The organism is Duganella dendranthematis, from assembly GCF_012849375.1.
Lineage (GTDB): Bacteria > Pseudomonadota > Gammaproteobacteria > Burkholderiales > Burkholderiaceae_D > Rugamonas > Rugamonas dendranthematis.
Genome location: NZ_CP051684.1, coordinates 2,898,700 through 2,918,934 on the forward strand (window position 1 = coordinate 2,898,700; position 20,235 = coordinate 2,918,934).

The 20,235-nt window shown below is 58.8% G+C and carries 27 protein-coding genes; 25 read left to right on the top strand and 2 right to left on the bottom strand.

The window, feature by feature from the left end:
• Window positions 1-5: 5 nt before the first annotated feature.
• From rpmC to HH213_RS13325, 22 genes are all read left to right on the top strand, one after another.
• Window positions 6-197 (top strand): 50S ribosomal protein L29, encoded by a 192-nt coding sequence (rpmC, locus tag HH213_RS13220; RefSeq protein ID WP_092280170.1) that lies wholly within the window; start codon window positions 6-8, stop codon window positions 195-197.
• Window positions 194-460 (top strand): 30S ribosomal protein S17, encoded by a 267-nt coding sequence (gene rpsQ, locus HH213_RS13225; protein ID WP_055937633.1) that lies wholly within the window; start codon window positions 194-196, stop codon window positions 458-460. The genes rpmC and rpsQ overlap by 4 nt, the downstream gene beginning before the upstream one ends.
• A gap of 267 nt (window positions 461-727) precedes the next feature.
• Window positions 728-1,096, top strand: coding sequence for a 50S ribosomal protein L14 (gene rplN / locus HH213_RS13230; protein ID WP_008444317.1), 369 nt, complete (start codon window positions 728-730; stop codon window positions 1,094-1,096).
• A gap of 10 nt (window positions 1,097-1,106) precedes the next feature.
• Complete coding sequence (rplX, locus tag HH213_RS13235; protein WP_056151015.1) at window positions 1,107-1,421, top strand: 50S ribosomal protein L24; 315 nt, start codon at window positions 1,107-1,109, stop codon at window positions 1,419-1,421.
• A 6-nt stretch (window positions 1,422-1,427) separates the two neighbouring features.
• Window positions 1,428-1,967, top strand: coding sequence for a 50S ribosomal protein L5 (rplE, locus tag HH213_RS13240; protein WP_019923483.1), 540 nt, complete (start codon window positions 1,428-1,430; stop codon window positions 1,965-1,967).
• Between the two features lie 6 nt (window positions 1,968-1,973).
• Complete coding sequence (gene rpsN, locus HH213_RS13245; protein ID WP_110846392.1) at window positions 1,974-2,279, top strand: 30S ribosomal protein S14; 306 nt, start codon at window positions 1,974-1,976, stop codon at window positions 2,277-2,279.
• A 14-nt stretch (window positions 2,280-2,293) separates the two neighbouring features.
• A complete protein-coding gene (rpsH, locus tag HH213_RS13250; RefSeq protein WP_110846393.1) occupies window positions 2,294-2,689 on the top strand; it encodes a 30S ribosomal protein S8 in 396 nt (131 codons plus the stop codon).
• A gap of 10 nt (window positions 2,690-2,699) precedes the next feature.
• Window positions 2,700-3,233, top strand: coding sequence for a 50S ribosomal protein L6 (rplF, locus tag HH213_RS13255; protein WP_110846394.1), 534 nt, complete (start codon window positions 2,700-2,702; stop codon window positions 3,231-3,233).
• 13 nt (window positions 3,234-3,246) lie between these two features.
• Window positions 3,247-3,609 (top strand): 50S ribosomal protein L18, encoded by a 363-nt coding sequence (gene rplR / locus HH213_RS13260; protein WP_072786821.1) that lies wholly within the window; start codon window positions 3,247-3,249, stop codon window positions 3,607-3,609.
• A 9-nt stretch (window positions 3,610-3,618) separates the two neighbouring features.
• Window positions 3,619-4,137, top strand: a complete 519-nt coding sequence (gene rpsE / locus HH213_RS13265) for a 30S ribosomal protein S5 (protein ID WP_072786822.1) — start codon at window positions 3,619-3,621, stop codon at window positions 4,135-4,137.
• Between the two features lie 10 nt (window positions 4,138-4,147).
• A complete protein-coding gene (gene rpmD, locus HH213_RS13270) occupies window positions 4,148-4,330 on the top strand; it encodes a 50S ribosomal protein L30 (RefSeq protein ID WP_110846687.1) in 183 nt (60 codons plus the stop codon).
• A 27-nt stretch (window positions 4,331-4,357) separates the two neighbouring features.
• On the top strand, window positions 4,358-4,789 hold the full coding sequence (gene rplO, locus HH213_RS13275; RefSeq protein WP_110846395.1) for a 50S ribosomal protein L15: 432 nt from the start codon (window positions 4,358-4,360) through the stop codon (window positions 4,787-4,789).
• Between the two features lie 30 nt (window positions 4,790-4,819).
• Window positions 4,820-6,154: a preprotein translocase subunit SecY gene (gene secY, locus HH213_RS13280; RefSeq protein ID WP_110846396.1), complete on the top strand. Its 1,335-nt coding sequence runs from the start codon at window positions 4,820-4,822 to the stop codon at window positions 6,152-6,154.
• A gap of 21 nt (window positions 6,155-6,175) precedes the next feature.
• Window positions 6,176-6,394, top strand: a complete 219-nt coding sequence (gene infA / locus HH213_RS13285) for a translation initiation factor IF-1 (RefSeq protein ID WP_005663428.1) — start codon at window positions 6,176-6,178, stop codon at window positions 6,392-6,394.
• 34 nt (window positions 6,395-6,428) lie between these two features.
• The gene (rpmJ, locus tag HH213_RS13290) at window positions 6,429-6,542 is read left to right on the top strand and encodes a 50S ribosomal protein L36 (RefSeq protein WP_005663407.1); all 114 of its coding nucleotides are present in this window, start codon (window positions 6,429-6,431) and stop codon (window positions 6,540-6,542) included.
• A 27-nt stretch (window positions 6,543-6,569) separates the two neighbouring features.
• On the top strand, window positions 6,570-6,935 hold the full coding sequence (gene rpsM, locus HH213_RS13295; protein WP_090192434.1) for a 30S ribosomal protein S13: 366 nt from the start codon (window positions 6,570-6,572) through the stop codon (window positions 6,933-6,935).
• Window positions 6,936-6,949: 14 nt separating this feature from the next.
• Window positions 6,950-7,354 carry a 30S ribosomal protein S11 gene (rpsK, locus tag HH213_RS13300; RefSeq protein ID WP_072786827.1) on the top strand — a complete coding sequence of 135 codons (405 nt, stop codon included), beginning with the start codon at window positions 6,950-6,952 and terminating at the stop codon, window positions 7,352-7,354.
• Between the two features lie 190 nt (window positions 7,355-7,544).
• On the top strand, window positions 7,545-8,168 hold the full coding sequence (gene rpsD, locus HH213_RS13305) for a 30S ribosomal protein S4 (protein WP_110846397.1): 624 nt from the start codon (window positions 7,545-7,547) through the stop codon (window positions 8,166-8,168).
• Window positions 8,169-8,278: 110 nt separating this feature from the next.
• A complete protein-coding gene (locus HH213_RS13310) occupies window positions 8,279-9,256 on the top strand; it encodes a DNA-directed RNA polymerase subunit alpha (RefSeq protein WP_026637581.1) in 978 nt (325 codons plus the stop codon).
• 190 nt (window positions 9,257-9,446) lie between these two features.
• The gene (gene rplQ, locus HH213_RS13315; protein WP_110846398.1) at window positions 9,447-9,842 is read left to right on the top strand and encodes a 50S ribosomal protein L17; all 396 of its coding nucleotides are present in this window, start codon (window positions 9,447-9,449) and stop codon (window positions 9,840-9,842) included.
• Window positions 9,843-9,979: 137 nt separating this feature from the next.
• Window positions 9,980-12,145 (top strand): TonB-dependent siderophore receptor, encoded by a 2,166-nt coding sequence (locus tag HH213_RS13320; RefSeq protein WP_169112530.1) that lies wholly within the window; start codon window positions 9,980-9,982, stop codon window positions 12,143-12,145.
• Between the two features lie 51 nt (window positions 12,146-12,196).
• Window positions 12,197-13,435: a PepSY-associated TM helix domain-containing protein gene (locus tag HH213_RS13325; RefSeq protein ID WP_169112531.1), complete on the top strand. Its 1,239-nt coding sequence runs from the start codon at window positions 12,197-12,199 to the stop codon at window positions 13,433-13,435.
• Window positions 13,436-13,485: 50 nt separating this feature from the next.
• Here HH213_RS13325 and HH213_RS13330 read toward each other — a convergent pair whose 3' ends face one another.
• Window positions 13,486-15,102 carry a M20/M25/M40 family metallo-hydrolase gene (locus HH213_RS13330; protein ID WP_229263421.1) on the bottom strand — a complete coding sequence of 539 codons (1,617 nt, stop codon included), beginning with the start codon at window positions 15,100-15,102 and terminating at the stop codon, window positions 13,486-13,488.
• A 172-nt stretch (window positions 15,103-15,274) separates the two neighbouring features.
• Between HH213_RS13330 and dsbD the strand changes: the two genes are divergently transcribed.
• Entirely contained in the window at window positions 15,275-17,290 is a 2,016-nt protein-coding gene (gene dsbD / locus HH213_RS13335; RefSeq protein ID WP_169112532.1) for a protein-disulfide reductase DsbD, read from the top strand.
• Here dsbD and HH213_RS13340 read toward each other — a convergent pair whose 3' ends face one another.
• Complete coding sequence (locus HH213_RS13340) at window positions 17,291-17,842, bottom strand: Spy/CpxP family protein refolding chaperone (protein ID WP_110846403.1); 552 nt, start codon at window positions 17,840-17,842, stop codon at window positions 17,291-17,293.
• Between the two features lie 193 nt (window positions 17,843-18,035).
• Between HH213_RS13340 and HH213_RS13345 the strand changes: the two genes are divergently transcribed.
• A complete protein-coding gene (locus tag HH213_RS13345) occupies window positions 18,036-18,764 on the top strand; it encodes a response regulator (protein WP_110846404.1) in 729 nt (242 codons plus the stop codon).
• Window positions 18,761-20,119 carry an ATP-binding protein gene (locus HH213_RS13350; protein ID WP_229263422.1) on the top strand — a complete coding sequence of 453 codons (1,359 nt, stop codon included), beginning with the start codon at window positions 18,761-18,763 and terminating at the stop codon, window positions 20,117-20,119. Before HH213_RS13345 ends, HH213_RS13350 begins: the two co-directional genes overlap by 4 nt.
• The last annotated feature ends 116 nt before the right edge of the window (window positions 20,120-20,235 follow it).

The following is a 20,235-nucleotide window of genomic DNA, read 5'->3' on the forward strand; positions in this document are numbered from 1 at the left end:
GAACTATGAAAGCATCTGAACTCCGCGGCAAAGACCAGGTAGCTCTGCAAAAAGAGCTGAATGACCTGTTGAAGGCACAATTCGGCCTGCGTATGCAAACCGCGACGCAACAGCTGAGCAACACTTCGCAGCTCAAAAAGGTACGTCGCGATATCGCACGCGTAAAAACGGTATTGAACACGAAGGAAGCAAAATGACCGAGCAAGTAAAGCTGAAGCGTACGCTGATCGGTAAAGTTGTGTCCGACAAGATGGACAAGACCGTTACCGTTCTGATCGAACGTCACGTGAAACACCCTCTGTATGGCAAGATCATCGTCCGTTCGGCAAAGTACCACGCCCACGACGAGACCAACCAGGTGAAAGCCGGTGACACGGTGGAAATCGTGGAAGGTCGTCCGATCTCCAAAACGAAGGCATGGACCGTGACCCGTGTGGTGCAAGCCGCACAAATCGTTTAATTGAAGCGTATGCCGGCCAGACTTCGGTCTGGACGGCATTTTTCAATTAGTTCTTGCAAGCCCGCGAGTTGTATGTAATACTCGTGGGCTTCGTTCATGTAACGCCGCAAAGTGTCTGGCCACAGACGCTGAACCGTGCGGTCAGTATGCAGTACGAAGGTCAAGCACCCAAGCAGTGAGGCCAGCAGGTCTCATTGGCGGGACCAAGACTGACCGTTAGGTCCGCATTGTGTGGATTCTTCGGCTTAAGTTGGGAAAGAGAATATTATGATTCAAACTGAAAGCCGGCTCGAAGTAGCCGACAACACCGGTGCCAAGGAAGTCATGTGCATCAAGGTGTTGGGCGGTTCCAAGCGCCGTTATGCTGGCATTGGCGACGTGATCAAGGTAACCGTTAAGGTTGCTGCGCCACGCGGCCGTGTCAAAAAAGGTGAAATTTATAACGCCGTGGTAGTGCGCACCGCTAAAGGTGTTCGCCGCCAAGACGGTTCCCTGGTGAAGTTCGACGGCAATGCCGCCGTTCTGTTGAACGCCAAGCTGGAACCGATCGGTACCCGTATCTTCGGACCAGTGACGCGCGAGCTGCGCACTGAAAAGTTCATGAAGATCGTGTCCCTGGCACCTGAAGTACTGTAAGGAGTCAGCAATGGATAAGATTCGTAAAAACGACGAAGTCATCGTTCTGGCCGGTAAAGACAAGGGCAAACGCGGTGTCGTTTCGCGTCGCGTAGACGCAGAACACGTTGTGGTTGAAGGCGTCAACGTTGCTAAAAAAGCGACCAAGCCGAACCCAATGACTGGCGTTCAAGGTGGTATCGTCGACAAGACTATGCCGATTCACGTGTCCAACGTTGCATTGTTCAATGCAGCGACTGGCAAGGCAGACCGGGTAGGTTTCAAAGATGTCGACGGCAAAAAAGTCCGCGTCTTCAAATCGTCCGGCGAAGTAGTGAAGGCTTAAGAAATCATGGCACGTCTCCAAGAGTTCTATAAAGAAAAAGTCGTCGCTGACCTGACCGAGAAATTCGGCTACAAGTCGGTGATGGAAGTACCACGTCTGACCAAGATCACCCTGAACATGGGTGTCGGTGAAGCGATTGCTGACAAGAAAGTGCTGGAGCACGCTGTCGGCGACCTGACCAAGATCGCCGGTCAGAAACCAGTGACCACCAAATCGCGTAAGGCAATTGCGGGCTTCAAGATCCGTGAAGGCTACCCGATCGGTACCATGGTCACCCTGCGTGGCGCCCGCATGTACGAGTTCCTCGACCGCTTCATCACCGTGGCCCTGCCGCGCGTGCGTGACTTCCGCGGTGTGAATGGCCGCTCGTTCGATGGTCGTGGCAACTACAACATCGGTGTGAAAGAGCAGATCATCTTCCCGGAAATCGAGTACGACAAGATCGATGCGCTGCGTGGTATGAACATTTCGATCACCACCACCGCTAAGACCGACGACGAAGCGAAAGCTCTGCTCGCCGCCTTCAAATTCCCGTTCAGGAACTAAGAGATCATGGCAAAACTCGCACTGATTAACCGTGAAGCAAAACGCGTGGCCCTGGCGAACAAATTCGCCGGCAAACGCGCCGCGCTCAAGGCCATCATCGATGACCAGTCGAAATCGGAAGAAGAACGTTACGAAGCGCGCCTGAAGCTGCAAGCGCTGCCACGTAACTCGGCTCCGACCCGCCAGCGTAACCGCTGCGCGATCACTGGTCGTCCACGCGGCACCTTCCGTAAATTCGGTCTGGGCCGTATCAAGCTCCGTGAATTCGCCATGCGTGGTGAGATTCCGGGTATGACTAAAGCTAGCTGGTAATAGGAGAATAAGCAATGAGTATGAGCGATCCTATCGCCGATATGCTGACCCGCATTCGTAACGCCCAGGGCGTGCAAAAAACGACCGTGGCCATGCCATCGTCGAAAGTCAAAATTGCGATTGCCAACGTCCTCAAGGACGAGGGTTACATTGAAGATTTCGCAGTCGCTGTAGATGGCGGCAAGTCGGAACTGAAAATCGGTTTGAAATATTATGTCGGCCGTCCCGTCATCGAGCGCCTGGAGCGCGTGTCCCGTCCGGGTCTGCGCGTGTACAAAGGCAAAGACGAGATCCCTTCGGTAATGAATGGTCTGGGTGTGGCGATTGTATCGACCCCACAAGGCGTCATGACCGACCGTAAAGCACGCGCAACCGGTGTCGGCGGCGAAGTGATTTGCTACGTGGCCTAAGGAGTAAGACATGTCCCGAGTAGCTAAAATGCCAATCGCTGTGCCAGCTGGCGCTGATGTCGCCATCTCCGCACAAGCGATCACCGTCAAGGGCCCGCTGGGCGTCCTGACCCAGAACCTGAATGGCCTGGTTAAAGTAGAAAACAACGCTGGTACCCTGAGCTTTGAGCCGTCGAACGACAGCCGCGAAGCCAACGCCATGTCCGGTACGCTGCGCGCACTGGTCAACAACATGGTGAACGGTGTGACCAAGGGCTTCGAGAAAAAGCTGAACCTGGTTGGCGTGGGCTACAAAGCCCAGGCCGCTGGCGACAAGCTGAACCTGTCGCTGGGTTTCTCGCACCCGGTCGTGCACGCCATGCCAGAAGGCGTGACCGTGACCACCGCCACCCCGACCGAGATCGTCATCAAAGGCATCGATCGTCAAAAGGTGGGTCAGGTTGCTGCAGAAGTTCGTGCTTACCGCGCTCCGGAGCCTTACAAAGGCAAGGGCGTCCGTTATTCGGACGAAGTGGTTAAGATCAAAGAAACTAAGAAGAAGTAATTAGGGGCTGACGATGGATAAAAAAGAATCTCGTCTGCGTCGCGGACGTCAAACCCGGATCAAGATCGCACAACTGAAAGTGAACCGCCTGTCGGTGCACCGCACTAACCTGCACATTTATGCGAACCTGATCAGCCCGGAAGCCAAAGTACTGGTTTCGGCATCGACCGTTGAAGCGGAAGTACGCGCTGAACTGGCCGGCCAATCGGGCAAGGGCGGCAACGCCGCTGCCGCCGCACTGGTGGGCAAGCGCGTAGCAGAAAAAGCACTGAAAGCCGGTATCACCGAAGTCGCCTTCGACCGTTCCGGTTTCCGTTATCACGGCCGTGTGAAGGCGCTGGCAGAAGCCGCGCGTGAAGCCGGTCTGAAGTTCTAAGGAACGATCATGGCAAAAATGCAAGCAAAAATGGCAAGCGACAAGCCGGACGACGGCATGCGCGAAAAAATGATCGCGATCAACCGCGTGACCAAAGTGGTCAAGGGTGGTCGTATCATGGGCTTCGCCGCGCTGACCGTAGTAGGTGACGGCGATGGCCGCATCGGCATGGGCAAGGGCAAGTCGAAAGAGGTACCGGTTGGTGTGCAGAAGGCAATGGAAGAAGCCCGTCGCAACCTGATCAAAGTACCGCTGAAAAACGGCACGCTGCACCACACCGTCCTGGGTCGCCACGGCGCCTCGAAAGTAATGATGTCGCCTGCGAAACCAGGTACCGGCGTTATTGCGGGCGGCGCGATGCGCGCAATCTTCGAAGTCATGGGTGTTACCGACGTGGTCGCGAAATCGACCGGTTCGAGCAACCCGTACAACCTGGTTCGCGCCACGCTGGACGGCCTGGCTAAACTGAGCACTCCTGCTGACATCGCTGCGAAACGCGGCAAGTCGGTAGAAGAGATCCTGGGTTAAGGTGAACGACATGACTACGAAAACCGTCAAAGTACAACTGGTCAAGGGCCTGATTGGCACTCGTCAAGATCACCGTGCCACCGTTCGCGGTCTGGGCCTGCGTCGCGTCAACTCGGTTTCCGAGCTGCAAGACACCCCATCCGTACGCGGCATGATCAACAAAGTGTCGTATCTCGTTAAAGTAGTTGCGTAAGCCTTAGGGCTTACTCACGGAGAAATCATGGAACTGAATACCATTCAACCAGCCGATGGCGCTAAGCACTACAAGCGTCGCGTCGGCCGCGGTATCGGCTCTGGCCTGGGTAAAACCGCAGGTCGTGGCCACAAGGGTCAGAAATCGCGTTCGGGCGGCTTCCACAAAGTCGGCTTCGAAGGCGGTCAGATGCCTCTGCAACGTCGTCTGCCTAAGCGCGGTTTCAAGTCGCTCAACGCCACCTTCAAAGCTGAAGTGCGTCTGTCCGACCTGAACCAGCTGGCGGTCGGCGATGTCGACATCCTGGTGCTGAAACAAGCTGGCGTACTGAGCGTGCTGGCACGTGATGTGCGCGTCATTCTGTCCGGCGAGATCACCAAAGCGGTGAACCTCAAAGGCCTGAAAGTGACCGCTGGCGCGAAAGCCGCCATCGAAGCAGCCGGCGGCTCGGTAGCCTGAGCCCCGCGAACAGCTTGATCGGAGCGAAAATTGGCGACTAATCCACAATTGGCTAAAAGTGCAGCAGCTGGTTTCCCCTGGGGCCGGCTCTGGTTCCTGCTTGGCGCATTGGTGGTTTATCGTATCGGCGCTCACATCCCGGTCCCCGGGATCGATCCGGTACAATTAGCCGCGCTGTTCAAGTCGCAAGAGGGTGGCATCCTGGGCATGTTGAACATGTTCAGTGGTGGCGCTCTCGCGCGCTTTACGGTGTTTGCGCTGGGTATCACGCCGTACATCTCGGCCTCGATCATCATGCAGTTGGTGTCGATCGTCTCGCCGCAGATGGAAGCGTTGAAGAAGGAAGGCGAAGCTGGCCGACGCAAGATCACCCAGTACACCCGGTATTTCACGGTGTTGCTGGCGGGGTTCCAGGCGTTGGGCATTGCGGTTGCCTTGGAGTCGCAAGCTGGTCTGGTGCTGGATCCAGGCTATGCATTCCGTTTCGTGACGGTCGTGACGCTGTTGACCGGCACCATGTTCGTGATGTGGTTGGGCGAGCAAATTACCGAGCGTGGTCTCGGTAATGGCATCTCGATCATCATTTTCGCTGGTATCGCGGCCGGTCTGCCGGGCGCACTGGGTGGCCTCGGCCAGTCGGTGAGCAACGGTTCGATCGGTGCCTTGTCGGCGATCATCATCATGATTTTGGTGGTGGCGGTGACGTTCCTGGTGGTGTTTGTGGAACGTGGCCAACGCAAGATTCTGGTCAACTATGCGAAACGCCAGGTGGGTAACAAGATTTACGGTGGACAAACGTCGCACCTGCCATTGAAGTTGAATATGGCCGGCGTGATCCCACCGATCTTCGCTTCGTCGATTATCTTGTTCCCGGCAACGATCGTGGGCTGGTTTACCACGGGCGCCGATACGGCCAACCCGGCGGTCCGGTTCCTGAAAGATTTGGCAGCATCGATGGGGCCAGGCGAGCCCATCCACGCACTGTTGTACGCCATTGCGATCGTGTTTTTCTGTTTCTTCTATACAGCGCTGGTCTTCAACAGCAAGGAAACAGCGGATAACTTGAAGAAGAGCGGGGCCTTTGTGCCAGGGATTCGTCCCGGTGAGCAGACTGCCCGTTACATCGACAAGATCCTGACGCGATTGACACTGGCTGGCGCCATCTACATCACTTTGGTGTGTTTGTTGCCGGAATTCATGCAAGCCGAGTGGAAAGTACCATTCTATTTTGGCGGTACTTCGTTGTTGATTATTGTGGTTGTTACCATGGATTTCATGGCGCAAGTACAAAACTACGTGATGTCGCAGCAATATGAATCGCTGCTGCGCAAAGCAAACTTCAAAGGCGGAATTCCGACGCGATAAGCGCGGTTTCAAACATACCGAATGGCAAAAGACGACGTCATACAGATGCAGGGCGAGATCCTAGAAAATCTCCCTAATGCAACATTTCGAGTAAAGCTGGAAAACGGGCACGTGGTGCTGGGACATATTTCAGGTAAAATGCGGATGAACTATATCCGCATCCTGCCTGGCGATAAGGTGACGGTCGAACTGACACCTTACGACCTGTCCCGCGCCCGCATCGTGTTCCGGACCAAGTAAATTTAGATAATCGAACCTTAGAAGAGAGTTCATAATGAAAGTTAACGCCTCAGTCAAGCGGATCTGCCGCAACTGCAAGATCATCAAGCGCAAAGGCGTTGTTCGCGTAATCTGCGTCGAACCACGTCATAAACAGCGTCAAGGTTAATAACCGTTATTTATCGAGGAATAACGAATGGCACGTATTGCAGGGGTTAATATCCCAAATCACCAGCACACCGTTATCGGCCTGACGGCCATCTACGGTGTAGGCCGCCCACGCGCGAAGTTCATCTGCGCGCAAACGGGTATCGCGACCAATAAAAAGGTCAAAGATCTGGACGACAGCGAACTGGAAAAGCTGCGCGATGAAGTCGGTAAATTCATCGTCGAAGGCGATCTGCGTCGCGAACTGTCCATGAACATCAAGCGTTTGATGGATCTGGGTTGCTACCGTGGTATGCGTCACCGTAAGGGCCTGCCGGTCCGCGGTCAACGCACCCGCACCAATGCACGTACCCGCAAGGGCCCGCGCAAAGCCGCTCAATCGCTCAAGAAATAATCTAGGGAAATCACATGGCTAAGCAACAAAGCAGCGCAGCAGCAGCGCGCGTACGCAAGAAGGTCAAGAAGAACGTCGCGGAAGGTATCGCGCACGTTCACGCTTCCTTCAACAATACCATCATCACCATCACCGACCGTCAGGGCAATGCACTGTCGTGGGCGACCTCCGGTGGTGCTGGCTTCAAGGGTTCGCGTAAATCGACCCCGTTCGCAGCGCAGGTTGCTGCTGAAGCCGCTGGTAAAGTCGCGATCGAATGCGGCGTGAAGAACCTGGAAGTGCGTATCAAGGGCCCAGGCCCAGGCCGTGAATCGGCTGTGCGCGCGCTGAACAACCTGGGCATCAAGATCACCGAGATCCAGGACGTGACGCCAGTACCGCACAACGGCTGCCGCCCTCCAAAGCGTCGTCGTATCTAATGGCCTAGCCGACCTGGTCGGCTACGCTGTTACACAATTCAGCTGGTGCAGGCAACCGGTAACGGTTATACTGCCCGGCTATTGTCGTCTGCCGCTTGCGGCGGACTTAAGCCACGTCTGGCTCACCCGCAGACCAGACTAGCGTTCAGCCCTTGCGGTTGGAACGTCATTATTTAAAAAAGGAAATACCGTGGCACGTTATATCGGACCTAAAGCAAAACTGTCCCGCCGTGAAGGCACTGATCTGTTCCTGAAGAGCGCACGTCGCTCGCTGGACAGCAAATGCAAACTGGATGTCAAACCAGGTCAGCACGGCGTTAAGTCGGGCGCTCGCACCTCGGACTACGGCAACCAGCTGCGCGAAAAACAAAAAGTCAAACGTATGTACGGCGTGCTGGAACGTCAGTTCCGTCGCTACTTCGCAGAAGCCGACCGCCGCAAAGGCAACACCGGCGAAACCCTGCTGAAGCTGCTGGAAGCCCGTCTGGACAACGTCGCCTACCGCATGGGCTTCGGCTCGACCCGCGCTGAAGCACGTCAGCTGGTATCCCACAAAGCGTTCACCGTGAACGGCCAAGTGGTGAACATCGCTTCGTACTCGGTCAAAGTCGGCGACGTCGTTGCTGTGCGCGAAAAAGCCAAGAAACAAGTGCGTATCGTTGAAGCGCTGTCGCTGGCTGAACAAGTCGGCATGCCAGCCTGGGTGTCGGTTGACGCCAAGAAAATGGAAGGCACCTTCAAGTCCCTGCCAGAGCGTAACGAAATCGCTAACGACGTCAACGAATCGCTGATCGTCGAACTGTACTCGCGTTAATCTGTAGCCTAAGTAGCACCAAAACCCGCCCGCTCACTAGAGCGGGCGTTTTCACTAATGCCATCAGCCTTATCGGCTTAACGCGCCGAGGGTATTGAAGAGGACATTTCATGCAAAACAGTTTGTTGAAACCACGTATTATCGATGTAGAAGCGCTGGGCGCCGGTCACGCTAAAGTTGTGATGGAGCCATTCGAACGCGGCTACGGCCACACCCTGGGCAACGCGCTCCGTCGCGTGCTGTTGTCGTCAATGGTGGGCTACGCGCCGACCGAAGTGACCATCGCTGGCGTGGTGCACGAGTATTCGTCGCTGGACGGCGTGCAAGAAGACGTGGTTGACCTGCTGCTGAACCTGAAGGGCGTTGTGTTCAAAGTGCACAACCGTGACTCCGTCACCCTGACCCTGAAGAAAGAAGGCGAAGGCGCCGTGCTGGCTTCGGACATCGATCTGCCACACGATGTGGAACTGATCAACCCGGACCACGTGATTGCGCACCTGACCGCCGGCGGCAAACTGGACATGCAGATCAAGGTCGAAAAAGGCCGTGGCTATGTGCCAGGTAACGTGCGTCGCCTGTCGGAAGACACCAACAAGACCATTGGCCGCATCATTCTGGACGCGTCGTTCTCGCCAGTGCGCCGTGTGTCGTACTTCGTGGAATCGGCCCGTGTGGAACAGCGTACCGACCTGGACAAGCTGATCATCAACATCGAAACCAACGGCGTGATTTCGCCGGAAGAAGCGATCCGTCAATCGGCCCGCGTGCTGGTCGATCAACTGAACGTGTTCGCCGCGCTGGAAGGCACCGAAGCTGCTGCTGAAGCACCTTCGCGCGCACCGCTGGTCGATCCGATCCTGCTGCGTCCAGTGGACGATCTGGAACTGACCGTGCGTTCGGCCAACTGCCTGAAAGCAGAAAACATCTACTACATCGGCGACCTGATCCAGCGTTCGGAAAACGAACTGCTGAAGACCCCGAATCTGGGCCGCAAGTCGCTGAACGAGATCAAGGAAGTCCTGGCTTCCCGTGGTCTGACCCTGGGCATGAAGCTGGAAAACTGGCCGCCTGCTGGTCTGGAGAAGTAATTTTGCCACCGTCGCTCCCGCGCAAGCGGGAGCCCATGCTGAGCATGCTCGGCATGGTCCCGGCTTGCGCTGGGATGACGGGGTTGCAGTACCGCTCTGGCATGTTGCTGGAGCGTTATCACTAAAACCGGTCCGCGCTCATGTGAGCGATCGAAGAACTCGGATTTAAACATCATCGAAAGGAAGTACCATGCGTCACCGTCACGGCCTCCGTAAACTGAACCGTACCTCGTCCCACCGTCTGGCAATGCTGCGCAACATGACCGTTTCCCTGCTGCGTCATGAAGCCATCAAAACCACGCTGCCAAAAGCTAAAGAGCTGCGCCGCGTTGTTGAGCCGATCCTGACCCTGGGCAAGACCGACACCCTGGCTAACAAGCGTCTGGCATTTGCCCGTCTGCGCGACCGCGAAATCGTAGGCAAACTGTTCTCGGAACTGGGCCCACGTTACGCTGCACGTAACGGCGGCTACCTGCGCATCCTGAAAATGGGTTTCCGCGTTGGCGACAACGCTCCAATGGCTTACGTTGAGCTGCTGGACCGTCCAGAAGTCACCGCGATCGAAGACGCACCAACCGCTGAGTAATCTGCCGGTTGCAAGTAAGACTGAAAAGCCAGGCTCTGCCTGGCTTTTTTTTCGTCCTTTTACATCTCAAACGGTTGACTTTGAAATGAGAATCGTTATCATTCCTGTTTCGATAAAAATGTCAACACGGGGAAGTGATGGATAAGCAATTCAAGATGAAGCGTCTGGCGGTACTGGTCGGCTTGGCCCTGCCGCTGCTGGCGCAGGCGCAAACGGGTGGCGACGACGGCGCCGCCGTGATGCCGACCGTGCAGGTATCGTCGCAAAAGCTCGGCGACACCTCGTACACCGTCGGCAAGGCCAAGGGCGGCACGCCGCTCGACCTGTCGCTGCGCGACACGCCGCAATCGGTCAGCGTGGTGACCCAGCAGCGCATCGAAGACCAGGGTTTGCAGACCGTCACCGACGTCGTCAACAACGTGGTCGGCATCTCGGTCAACCAGTATGAAACCAACCGCGCCGGCTTCACCGCGCGCGGCTTCGACATCGACAACCTGCAGATCGACGGCGTACCGACCACCTGGGAACAATCGTGGTCCTCGGGCGAAGTCGCCAGCAGCCTGGCCATCTACGACCGGGTGGAAGTGGTGCGTGGCGCCACCGGCCTGATGACCGGTGCCGGCAATCCCTCGGCCGCCATCAACCTGGTGCGCAAGCGCGCCACCTCGAAAGAACTGACCGGTTCGGCCGAGATCGGCATCGGCAACTGGAACACGCGCCGCGCCCAGGCCGACGTCTCGACCCCGCTGACCAAGGACGGGTCGGTGCGCGCCCGCGTGGTGGGCGAGTACACCGACGCCGACAGCTGGGTCGACCTGCTGAGCAACAAGAGCAAGACCATCTACGCCACCGTGGAAGCCGACCTGACGCCGTTTACCGTGCTGGACGTCGGCTTCAGCCGCCAGGAAAACAACGTCAAGGGCCCGATGTGGGGCGGCCTGTCGTACTGGTACACCAACGGCAACCAGACCAACTGGGACGTCTCCAAGACGGCAGCGGCCGGCTGGACCCGCTGGGACAACTCGTACAACAACGCCTTCGCCAACCTGCGCCACACCTTCGACAACGGCTGGAAGCTCGATGCCAGTCTGACGCGCGGCGACCGTCGCGGCGATTCGCAACTGCTGTACCTGTACGGCTACCCTGACGCCACCACCGGCGAGGGCCTGTTCCCGTTCGCCGGCGCCTACCTGACCCGCACCAAGCAAACCAACGCCAATCTGCAGCTCTCCGGCGCGTTTGACCTGGCCGGCCGCAAGCATGAAGCGGCGTTCGGCTATATGTACTCCAAGGCGGACTTCACCTCGGACCGCCGGCCGGAAGGCACCCTGGCCGACCTCGGCAACTACAACAACTGGAACGGCGCCGCCTATCCGGAGCCAACCTGGGGCGCGGCCACCTTCTACGAGCAAAGCGTGACCAAGCAGGAAGCCGTGTACGGCGTGGCGCGCTTCTCGCTGGCCGATCCGCTGAAACTGATCGTCGGCGCCCGCGTGACCAATTACCAGCGCACCGGCCAGGTCATTGGCAGCGCCGCGTATGACGTGAAGAACGACAACGAAATCACGCCATATGCCGGCCTGGTCTACGACCTCAACAACACCTACTCGCTGTACGCCAGCTACACCAGCATTTTCCAGCCGCAGCAGGAAAAGGACATCAACGGCATCGCGCTCGATCCGATTCGCGGCAAAGCGGCCGAGACCGGCATCAAGGGCGAGTTCCTGGATGGCCGCGTGAACGCCTCGCTGGCGCTGTTCCATATCAAGCAGGACAACCTGGCGCAAGCGGCCGGCACCACCTCGCACAATGGCGGCCTGCCTGAGCCTTACTATGTCGGCTCCGACGGCGCCACCAGCCGTGGCGTGGAGATGGAAGTCAACGGCGAACTGGCGCGCGGCTGGAACGTCAGCGCCGGTTACAGCATCTTCCGCGCCCAAGACGCTACCGGCGCCGACTTCAACAGCATCTACCCGCGCAAACTGTTCCGTGTATTCACCACCTACAACCTGCCGGGTGAACTGAGCAAGCTGACCGTCGGCGGCGGCGTCAACTATGAAGGTCGTACCTACACCGTCGATCCCGGCGCGCCGGGCTTCGCCACCAATGGCGGCGTGATCGCGCAGGATGCCTTCACGCTGGTCAACCTGATGGCGCGGTATGACATCAGCAAAAACCTGTCGGCCCAGCTGAACGTCAACAACGTGACCGACAAAAAGCACTTCGGCATGTTTGCCGCGTACGGCGCGATTACCTACGCCGCACCGCGCACCACGTCGCTGACCTTGAAATACAAGTTCTAATCTTGTCAGCCGGGGCCTTCGCGGTCCCGGTTTTTTATGAGGATAGCCACCATGCGAGGCTTTTGGACCTTAGTACACCGCTATGCCGGCCTGCTCACAGCGGGCTTTTTGTTTATTAGCGGCTTCACCGGCGCCATCATTTCGTGGGATCACGAGCTGGACGACCTGCTCAATCCACACCTGATGGAGGCCCACACGCCGGGCACGTCACAATCGGCGCTGGCCCTGGCGCAGCAAGTTGAGGCGCGTTATCCGCAGATCCAGGTCTCCTTCATGCCGATCCAGGTAGAGAAGGGCGAGGCGATTGCCTTTGGCGTGTCGCCGCGCGTCGACCCGGTGACGCAGAAACTCTACCAGCCCGGTTTCAATCAGGTGTTTGTGGACCCGGTTAGCGGCACTGAATTGGGCAAGCGCGAATGGGGCGCGGTCTGGCCGATTACCAAGGAGACTTTCGTTTCCTTCTTATATCGCCTGCATTACACGCTGCATATTCCGGAAATGTGGGGCATCGACCGATGGGGTTTATGGCTGATGGGCGGCATCGCCATGATTTGGGTGGTGGATAGTTTTGTTGGTTTTTATTTGACCTTGCCGCTGCGCCGCAGGAATGCCGCCAAATCTTGGGGCCAGCGCTGGAAACCGGCCTGGAAAGTCCGCTGGAAAGGCGGTAGCAATAAATTGAATTTCGATTTGCATCGCGCCTTCAGTTTATGGACGTGGGCGTTGTTGATTATTTTGTCCTTCACCGCATTTTCCCTGAATCTGTACAGCGAAATATTTTATCCGGTGATGAGCAAAATATCCAAAGTTACGCCAACGCCGTTTGATACGCGTCCCATGGCCGATATTCACAAGCCGTTTACGCCAAAAGTCGAATATGCAGCAGTCATTGAAACGGCGGCGAAAGAGGCGAAACAGCGTAATTGGTCGGAGCCGGTAGGCAGCGTGTTTTATACCAATGCATTCGATGTCTATGGCGTCAGCTTTTATAAACCCGGCGACGATCACGGTTCCGGTGGTGTAGGTCCGGCGTATTTATATTACGACGGCGCCGGCAAGCTACTGGGCGAGCGTCTGCCATGGAAAGGCACGGCGGCGGATATCTTCGTCCAAGCACAGTTCCCGCTCCACTCCGGCCGCATCCTCGGCCTGCCGGGCCGCATTCTGATTTCCTTCATGGGAATCGTGGTGGCGATGCTGAGCGTGACTGGCGTCATCATCTGGTGGCGAAAACGCGTGTCCCGCGCTGTGACGGCGGAGCGCCGCAACGGTGATCTCGTGGAAGCCTGATGCTTGATCATGCCGGAAATTGGCATGATCAAGTCAGTTTCCGGCGTGAACTACTTCAAACGGCGGTCGCCAGCTGCCTTGAATTCGGATCCGGCATTCCAGGTTGGCGTGGCGCCTTGGGCGATTGCCAGGCCGACCTGGAACAGTAATTGGATATCCTGCACGCCGCCGCTAAAGTCCCAATCGTTACGCACCCCGTCCGTTACCTGATGATAGTCGTGCGTGAAATAATTATTAACGACTTTCGTCGCGTAATCAGCTGGCTTATTCAAATAGCCGCTGCGCGCTTTGGTGTACAGAACCGGCACCCCGGCCCGGGCGAATTCCAGCTGGTCGGCTCGATAAAAACTTCCTAATTCCGGACGCGAGTCTTTCTCCATTAAACGGCCTTGGGTTTTTGCATATTGCTCCAGCAACCCATCAATGCTGGAATGGCCGGACGTGACGTTTTCAATTTGCGCTGTTTTGCCCCAGGCATTGATGCCGTCGATATTAATATTGGCGACCGTATTTTTTAAAGGATAAAGGGGATTGCTGGCGTAATATTTTGCGCCGAGCAAACCACGTTCTTCGGCAGTGGTGGCAATAAACAGAATCGAACGTTTCGGCGCCTCCGGCAAAGCTTTATAGGCTTTCGCTAATTCCAGCAGTGCTGCTACACCGGAAGCGTTATCCAGCGCACCATAATAAATTTTTCCGCTCGCGCCATCCACGCCCAAATGATCCCAGTGCGCGCTGTAAATGACATATTCGTCTTTCAGCTTGGGATCGCTGCCTTCGATTTTCGCCACCACATTATTGGAGGTAATCGTACGGGCGCTATTTTCGATATGAAAATCAGCCGTGGCTTTCAGGCTGACCGGATGGAAGTCTTTGGTCAGCGCCTGTTTTTTCAGCGTGTCGAAATCGTAGCCGCCGGCGGCCATCAGCGCTTTGGCTTTATCTAGCTGGATCCATCCCGGCACCGGCGGTGCGTCAGGGTCATCGCCTTGGCGCAGCAGGCTGAACTGCTCGGCGTTGCCGCCGCTGCGCACCACGTCCCACGGATAGGCGGCCGGGATTGTTTCGTGAATGATAATGGCGGCGGCCGCACCCAGCTTGGCGGCGATCTCGTATTTGTAGGTCCAGCGGCCGTAATAGGTCATGGCCTTGCCCTTGAACATATTCGGGTCCAGCTCGGCCGGATTGTTAGGATCGGGAATGGCCGGGTCGTTGATCAGCATCAGGATGGTCTTGCCGTGCACGTCCACGCCCTTGTAATCGTCCCAGCCGTATTCCGGCGCCTGCACGCCGTAGCCGACAAAGACGATTTCCGAATTGTTGACGTTGACCATGGCCGGCTGACTGGTCGAATGCGCAACATAGTCGTTGGGGAAATTCAGCGCTACTTTGCGGCCGTTGACGGTGTAGCTGAAACTAGGCGTCGGCTTCTGGCCGCGCATCGGCACCGCTTGCACCCAGCTACCGTCCGGGTTGCCGGCTTGGAGACCCAGCCGGCGGAATTCGCTCTGGATGTAGGCGACGGAATTCGCTTCTCCCGGCGTGCCGGGCGCACGGCCCTCAAACTCCTCCGAGGCCAAAGTGCGGATGTGACCCAGCAGGTCTTGCTCGGTGATGGCGTTCAGGGCCTGAGCCGGGGCTTGTGCCAGTGCGGGCAGGGCGCTCATGGCGAGCGCGGACCACAACAGGGGGCGGAGAGGGGACATGAAGTACTCCAATGCGTAGGGAAAGAGCTAGTTTCGCATAGTGCAATGTTTTAAGGCTGCGTTCAGACGTGAAAAACGTCAGCGGTGTACTATGCTGTTGCTCCAATGAACAGTGCCCCTGAGAGAAGGTTTTATGTCCCCTTTTGTCCGCTTTGTCGCGCCCCTTCTGGCGCTGATCGCGCTGCTGATGCAGCCTGCCCGTGCTGAAGATTTCCTCGATCCGTCGGAGGCGTTCAAGTTTTCTGCGCGCATGGTGGATGGGCATACCGTTGCGGTGACCTTCCAAATTGCCGATGGCTATTACATGTACCGCGAGCGCTTCAAGTTCAGCGCCGCCGGGGCGCAGCTTGGCGCACCGCAGATCCCGCCCGGCAAAGTCCACTATGACGAGACGTTTGCAAAAGATGTAGAAACGTATCGCAAGAGCGTGACCATCACCATTCCCGTCAACGCCGCCGGAGCGTTCACGCTGCTAGCCGGCGGCCAGGGATGCTCGGAAAAAGGGCTGTGCTATGCGCCGCAGGATTACAAGGCGTCGCTGACTGGCAGCGGCTCGGTGCCCTTGCCGGCCGCAGCAGCGACGACCACGGCAGGCGCCACTTCGGCAGCGACCTTGGCGGCCACCTCGGCTGCAGCGCCGGCCAGCGCCGCCACGCAGCGCGCCCTGACCACCGCGACCGCAACGCCGACTGCGGCGGACGCCGCCACCGGCACCGCTGCTGCCAGCGCAGGCGCCGCAGGGCAGGGCGCGGTCAACCTCGGCGTTGACGGCGGCAAGCCTGCCACTGCCGGCCCTGGCGTCAAGATCTACACCATTCCAAATCCAACCGCAGTCGACATCGTACCGCCGGCGCCTGCGCCGCAAGCGGCCGCGCCTGTCGCCCCCGTCAACGACGCCGGCCATCTGGAAGCCGCGCTGAAGAGCGGCAAGCTGCTGGTCATCCTGCCGTTGTTTGCGCTGCTGGGCCTGGGCCTGTCGTTCACGCCGTGCGTGCTGCCGATGGTGCCGATCCTGTCCTCCATCATCGTCGGCGAAGGCGAGAACACCACCCGCAGCCGCGCACTGGCGCTGTCGGTTACCTACGCGCTAGGCATGGCGCTGGTCTACACCGCGCTGGGCGTGGCTGCCGGCCTGGCTGGCGAAGGTCTGGCCAGCACCTTGCAGAATCCTTGGGTGCTGGGCGCGTTTGCCCTGCTGATGGCGCTGCTGTCGCTGTCGATGTTCGGTTTCTACGAGCTTCAAGTCCCGGCCGCGCTGCAAAGCAAGCTGAGCACCGTCTCCAATCGCCAGTCGTCCGGCAAGCTGGCCGGCGTGTTTGTCATGGGCGCGATTTCCGCGCTGATCGTCGGCCCGTGCGTGGCGGCGCCATTGGCCGCTGCGCTGGTCTACATCAGCCAGTCGCGTGACGTCGTCATTGGCGGCAGCGCGCTGTTTGCGATGGCGGTTGGCATGAGCGTGCCGCTGATCCTGGTGGGCGTATCGGCTGGCACGCTGCTGCCGAAAGCCGGCATGTGGATGGACTCGGTCAAACGCTTCTTTGGCGTGCTGATGCTGGCGGTCGGCTGGTGGCTGGTGTCGCCGGTGCTGCCGGGCGCTGTGCAAATGATGGGCTGGGCCGCGCTGTTGGTCGGCTACGGTATGTATCTGCTGCTGAACAGCGGTAAATGGGTCGCTAAGTCCCTGGCGGTGGTGGTAGTGGTGCTGGGTGTCGCGCAGCTAGTGGGCGTAGTCAGCGGTGGCCGCGAACCGCTGGCGCCGCTCGCGCACCTGACCGGCAAGGGTCACGACACGCCGCTGGCCTTCCAGCGCGTCAAGAACGTGCAGCAATTGGACGTCATCCTCGCGCAAACCGGCGGCAAAACCGCCATCCTGGACTTCTATGCCGACTGGTGCGTGTCCTGCAAGGAGATGGAAAAACTGACCTTCGTCGATCCGGCCGTGCGCGCCAAGCTGGCCAACACCGTGCTGCTGCAGGTGGACGTGACGGCCAACGACGACGACGATAAAGCTATGCTGAAACGCTTCGGCCTGTTCGGCCCGCCGGGCATCATCCTGTTCGACAAGCAGGGCAAGGAAATCCCCAACGCGCGCGTGATCGGCTTCCAGGATGCGGCGAAATTCACCGCATCCCTGTCCGCACTAAATTAATCAACCACGCTGTGGGCGTGGACCGCCCCAGCCTTCGTGCTGCTCGCCGCCATGGCCCCAGCCGCCGCGCTGGCCATGGTGACCACCGTGACCCCAGTGTCCATGACGGCCACCACGTTCGCCACCCAAGCCGTGCTCATCGAACAGCGTCTGCTGCGCAGGGTTCAATTGGCCGTAGAAAGCGGTGACTGCTTTCACGCGGGTTTCCAGGAATGCTTCACGTTTCTTGGTCATGTCCAGTGCCAGCGTCAGGCGTTCCGGTGCGGTCAGCTTGTCGAATGGCTTGTGTTCCGGACGCTTGCCGTCAAACGCTGGCGGTTTGATCGCCGACTGATAGTTGGCCCAGGCCGATTCCTGTTGCGCGGTCAGCTTCAGCAGATCATGCAGGCGCGCCTGGCGCTTGGCGTACATATCGGCCATTTTGGCCTGCATCTGTTCCTTGCTCGGATGGGCGTCGTGCTGCTTCGGCGCCGGCTTGGCTTCCTGGGCCTGCGCTGCGGCCATGCCCAGTACGGTGAAACCGATCAATATGCTTTTGCGTAAGATGTTCATGGTCGTTCCTTCATGGTTGAGAGTTAAATAATTCGCGTTGTTTTCGCGCTTGGTGTCATCTTGGTCGCCTAAGGTTGCGCTTACGTTTCTCTGCCCGAAGTTTTTGTATCCAGATGTTTCCCCTCCAACGACCCCCTACGGACTTATACAAGACGATACAATTGGTATATGGTCTTGCATGGATAATGGGCGCATGGAACCGACATCTACAATTTTGATCGTTGACGACGATCGCGACATCCGCACCTTGCTGGCGGATTACCTCGAATCAAACGGGTATCGCGCCTTGTGCGCGGCCGATGGCACCGCCATGTGGAAGCTGCTGGACGAAGCCCGTCCGGAACTGGTGGTGCTGGACTTGAACCTGCCCGGCGACGACGGCCTGACGCTGTGCCGCAAGCTGCGCGCGCACTCGACGCTGCCGGTCATCATGCTGACCGCCCGCAACGAACCGCTGGACCGCATCCTCGGCCTGGAAATGGGCGCCGACGACTACCTGCCAAAACCGTTCGAGCCGCGCGAACTGCTGGCGCGCATCCGCAGCGTCCTGCGCCGCAGCAACGCCATGCCGGTCGGCTCCGGCACCGACAAGGCGCAGCAGATGAAATTCTCCGGCTGGACGCTGGACCTGACCGCGCGCCACCTGCTCAATCCGGACGGCATCGTCATCATGCTGTCGGGCGCCGAGTTCCGCCTGCTCAAGGTCTTCCTTGAACATCCGAACCGCGTGCTCAACCGCGACCAGCTGCTGAACCTGACGCAGGGCCGCGACGCCGACCCATTCGACCGTTCGATCGACATCCAGATCAGCCGCCTGCGCCAGAAGCTGGGCGAAGACGCGCGCATGCCGCAAATCATCAAGACCGTCCGCAACGGCGGTTACGTGCTGGCCGGACAGGTTGCCGTGGAGCCGCAAGCGTGAAAGCCTTCCTCGGGTCGATGACCGGGCGCGTGTTTCTGGTGCTGCTGTTGGGCATCGTGGCGTCGGCGGCGCTGACCCAGTGGCTGGCCGTCAACGAACGTTCGCGCGCGCTGGAGCGCTACCGCGACTTCCACGCGCTGGAGCGGGCCGAGCAACTGATCACCACGGCCGACGCCATGCCCGACAGCGCCCGCCCGACCTTTCTGGTGGCGGCCGCGCGCGGCACCGTGCGGCTGGAGCTGAGCGACACGCCCCAGGCGCAAACGCTGGCGCCAACCGAATTCTCGACCGCGCTGCAACAGCGTCTGGGCGGCGGCTTCAAGCTGGGGCCGCTGGCCGAACACCTGGCCGCCTGCGACCAGCCGCGCCAGACCACTAGCATCTTCGCCTCCAGCCAGTGGAAGGGCACCTGCGAAGCCATCAACATCTACCTGCATGACGGCCAGGTGCTCAAGCTGTCGGTGCTGCCGCCGCGCGCGCCGCCGGCCGCCTCCACCAACAGCGAGCTGGTGTCGCTGCTGCCTTTCCTGCTGAGCATCGCCTTCCTGGCTTACCTGGTGGCGCGCATGTCGATGCGTCCGCTGAAGCAGCTGGCGCAGGCCGCAAAAGACCTGGGCAACGACATCAACCACCCGCAAGTGGTGCTGAGCGGCGCCGCCGAGATTCGCCAGGCCAGCGCCGCCTTCAACGCCATGCAGGCGCGCATCCGCCAGCACATCACCCAGCGCACGCAAATGCTGGCCGCCATCACCCACGACTTGCAGACTCCACTCACGCGCCTGCGCCTGCGCCTGGAAAAGGTCGGCGACAAGGAACTGCAGCAGCGCCTGATCGACGACCTGTCGGCCATGCAGCAAATGGTCAAGGAAGGGCTGGACCTGGCGCGCAGCATGGACTCGACCGAAACCATGCAGGCGCTGGACCTCGACGCGCTGCTCGACAGCGTGTGCAGCGACGCCACCGACACCGGCCAGCAGGTCGCCCTGCGCGGCCGCGCGGCGATGGCGCTGATGGGACGGCCGCTGGCGATCCGCCGCTGCTTGGTCAACCTGATCGATAACGCCGTCAAGTACGGCCAGTACGCCAATGTGACGGTGGAGCGGCTGGCGGGGTCGTCGCGCATCAGCATCCGCGATGGCGGGCCAGGCATTGCGCCGGAGCAGATGGCGCGCGTGTTTGAACCGTTTTACCGTATCGAAACCTCGCGTTCGCGCGAGTCCGGCGGCACTGGTCTGGGACTGACCATTGCCCGCAATATCGCCGAGCAGCACGGCGCCAATGTCACGCTGGCCAACCACAAGGACGGCGGACTGGAAGTAACGCTGGTACTGCCCGAGTATTACGTCGGCAACTAACCAACACGCCGCAGAACGCAGAAAAAAGCGTCCTGCGGTAATACTGGTGCAGTTTTTCTAGTAGATACTATGCGACAATATTCCGCCTTATGCTTGGCGGCAATGTTTTTCGACGT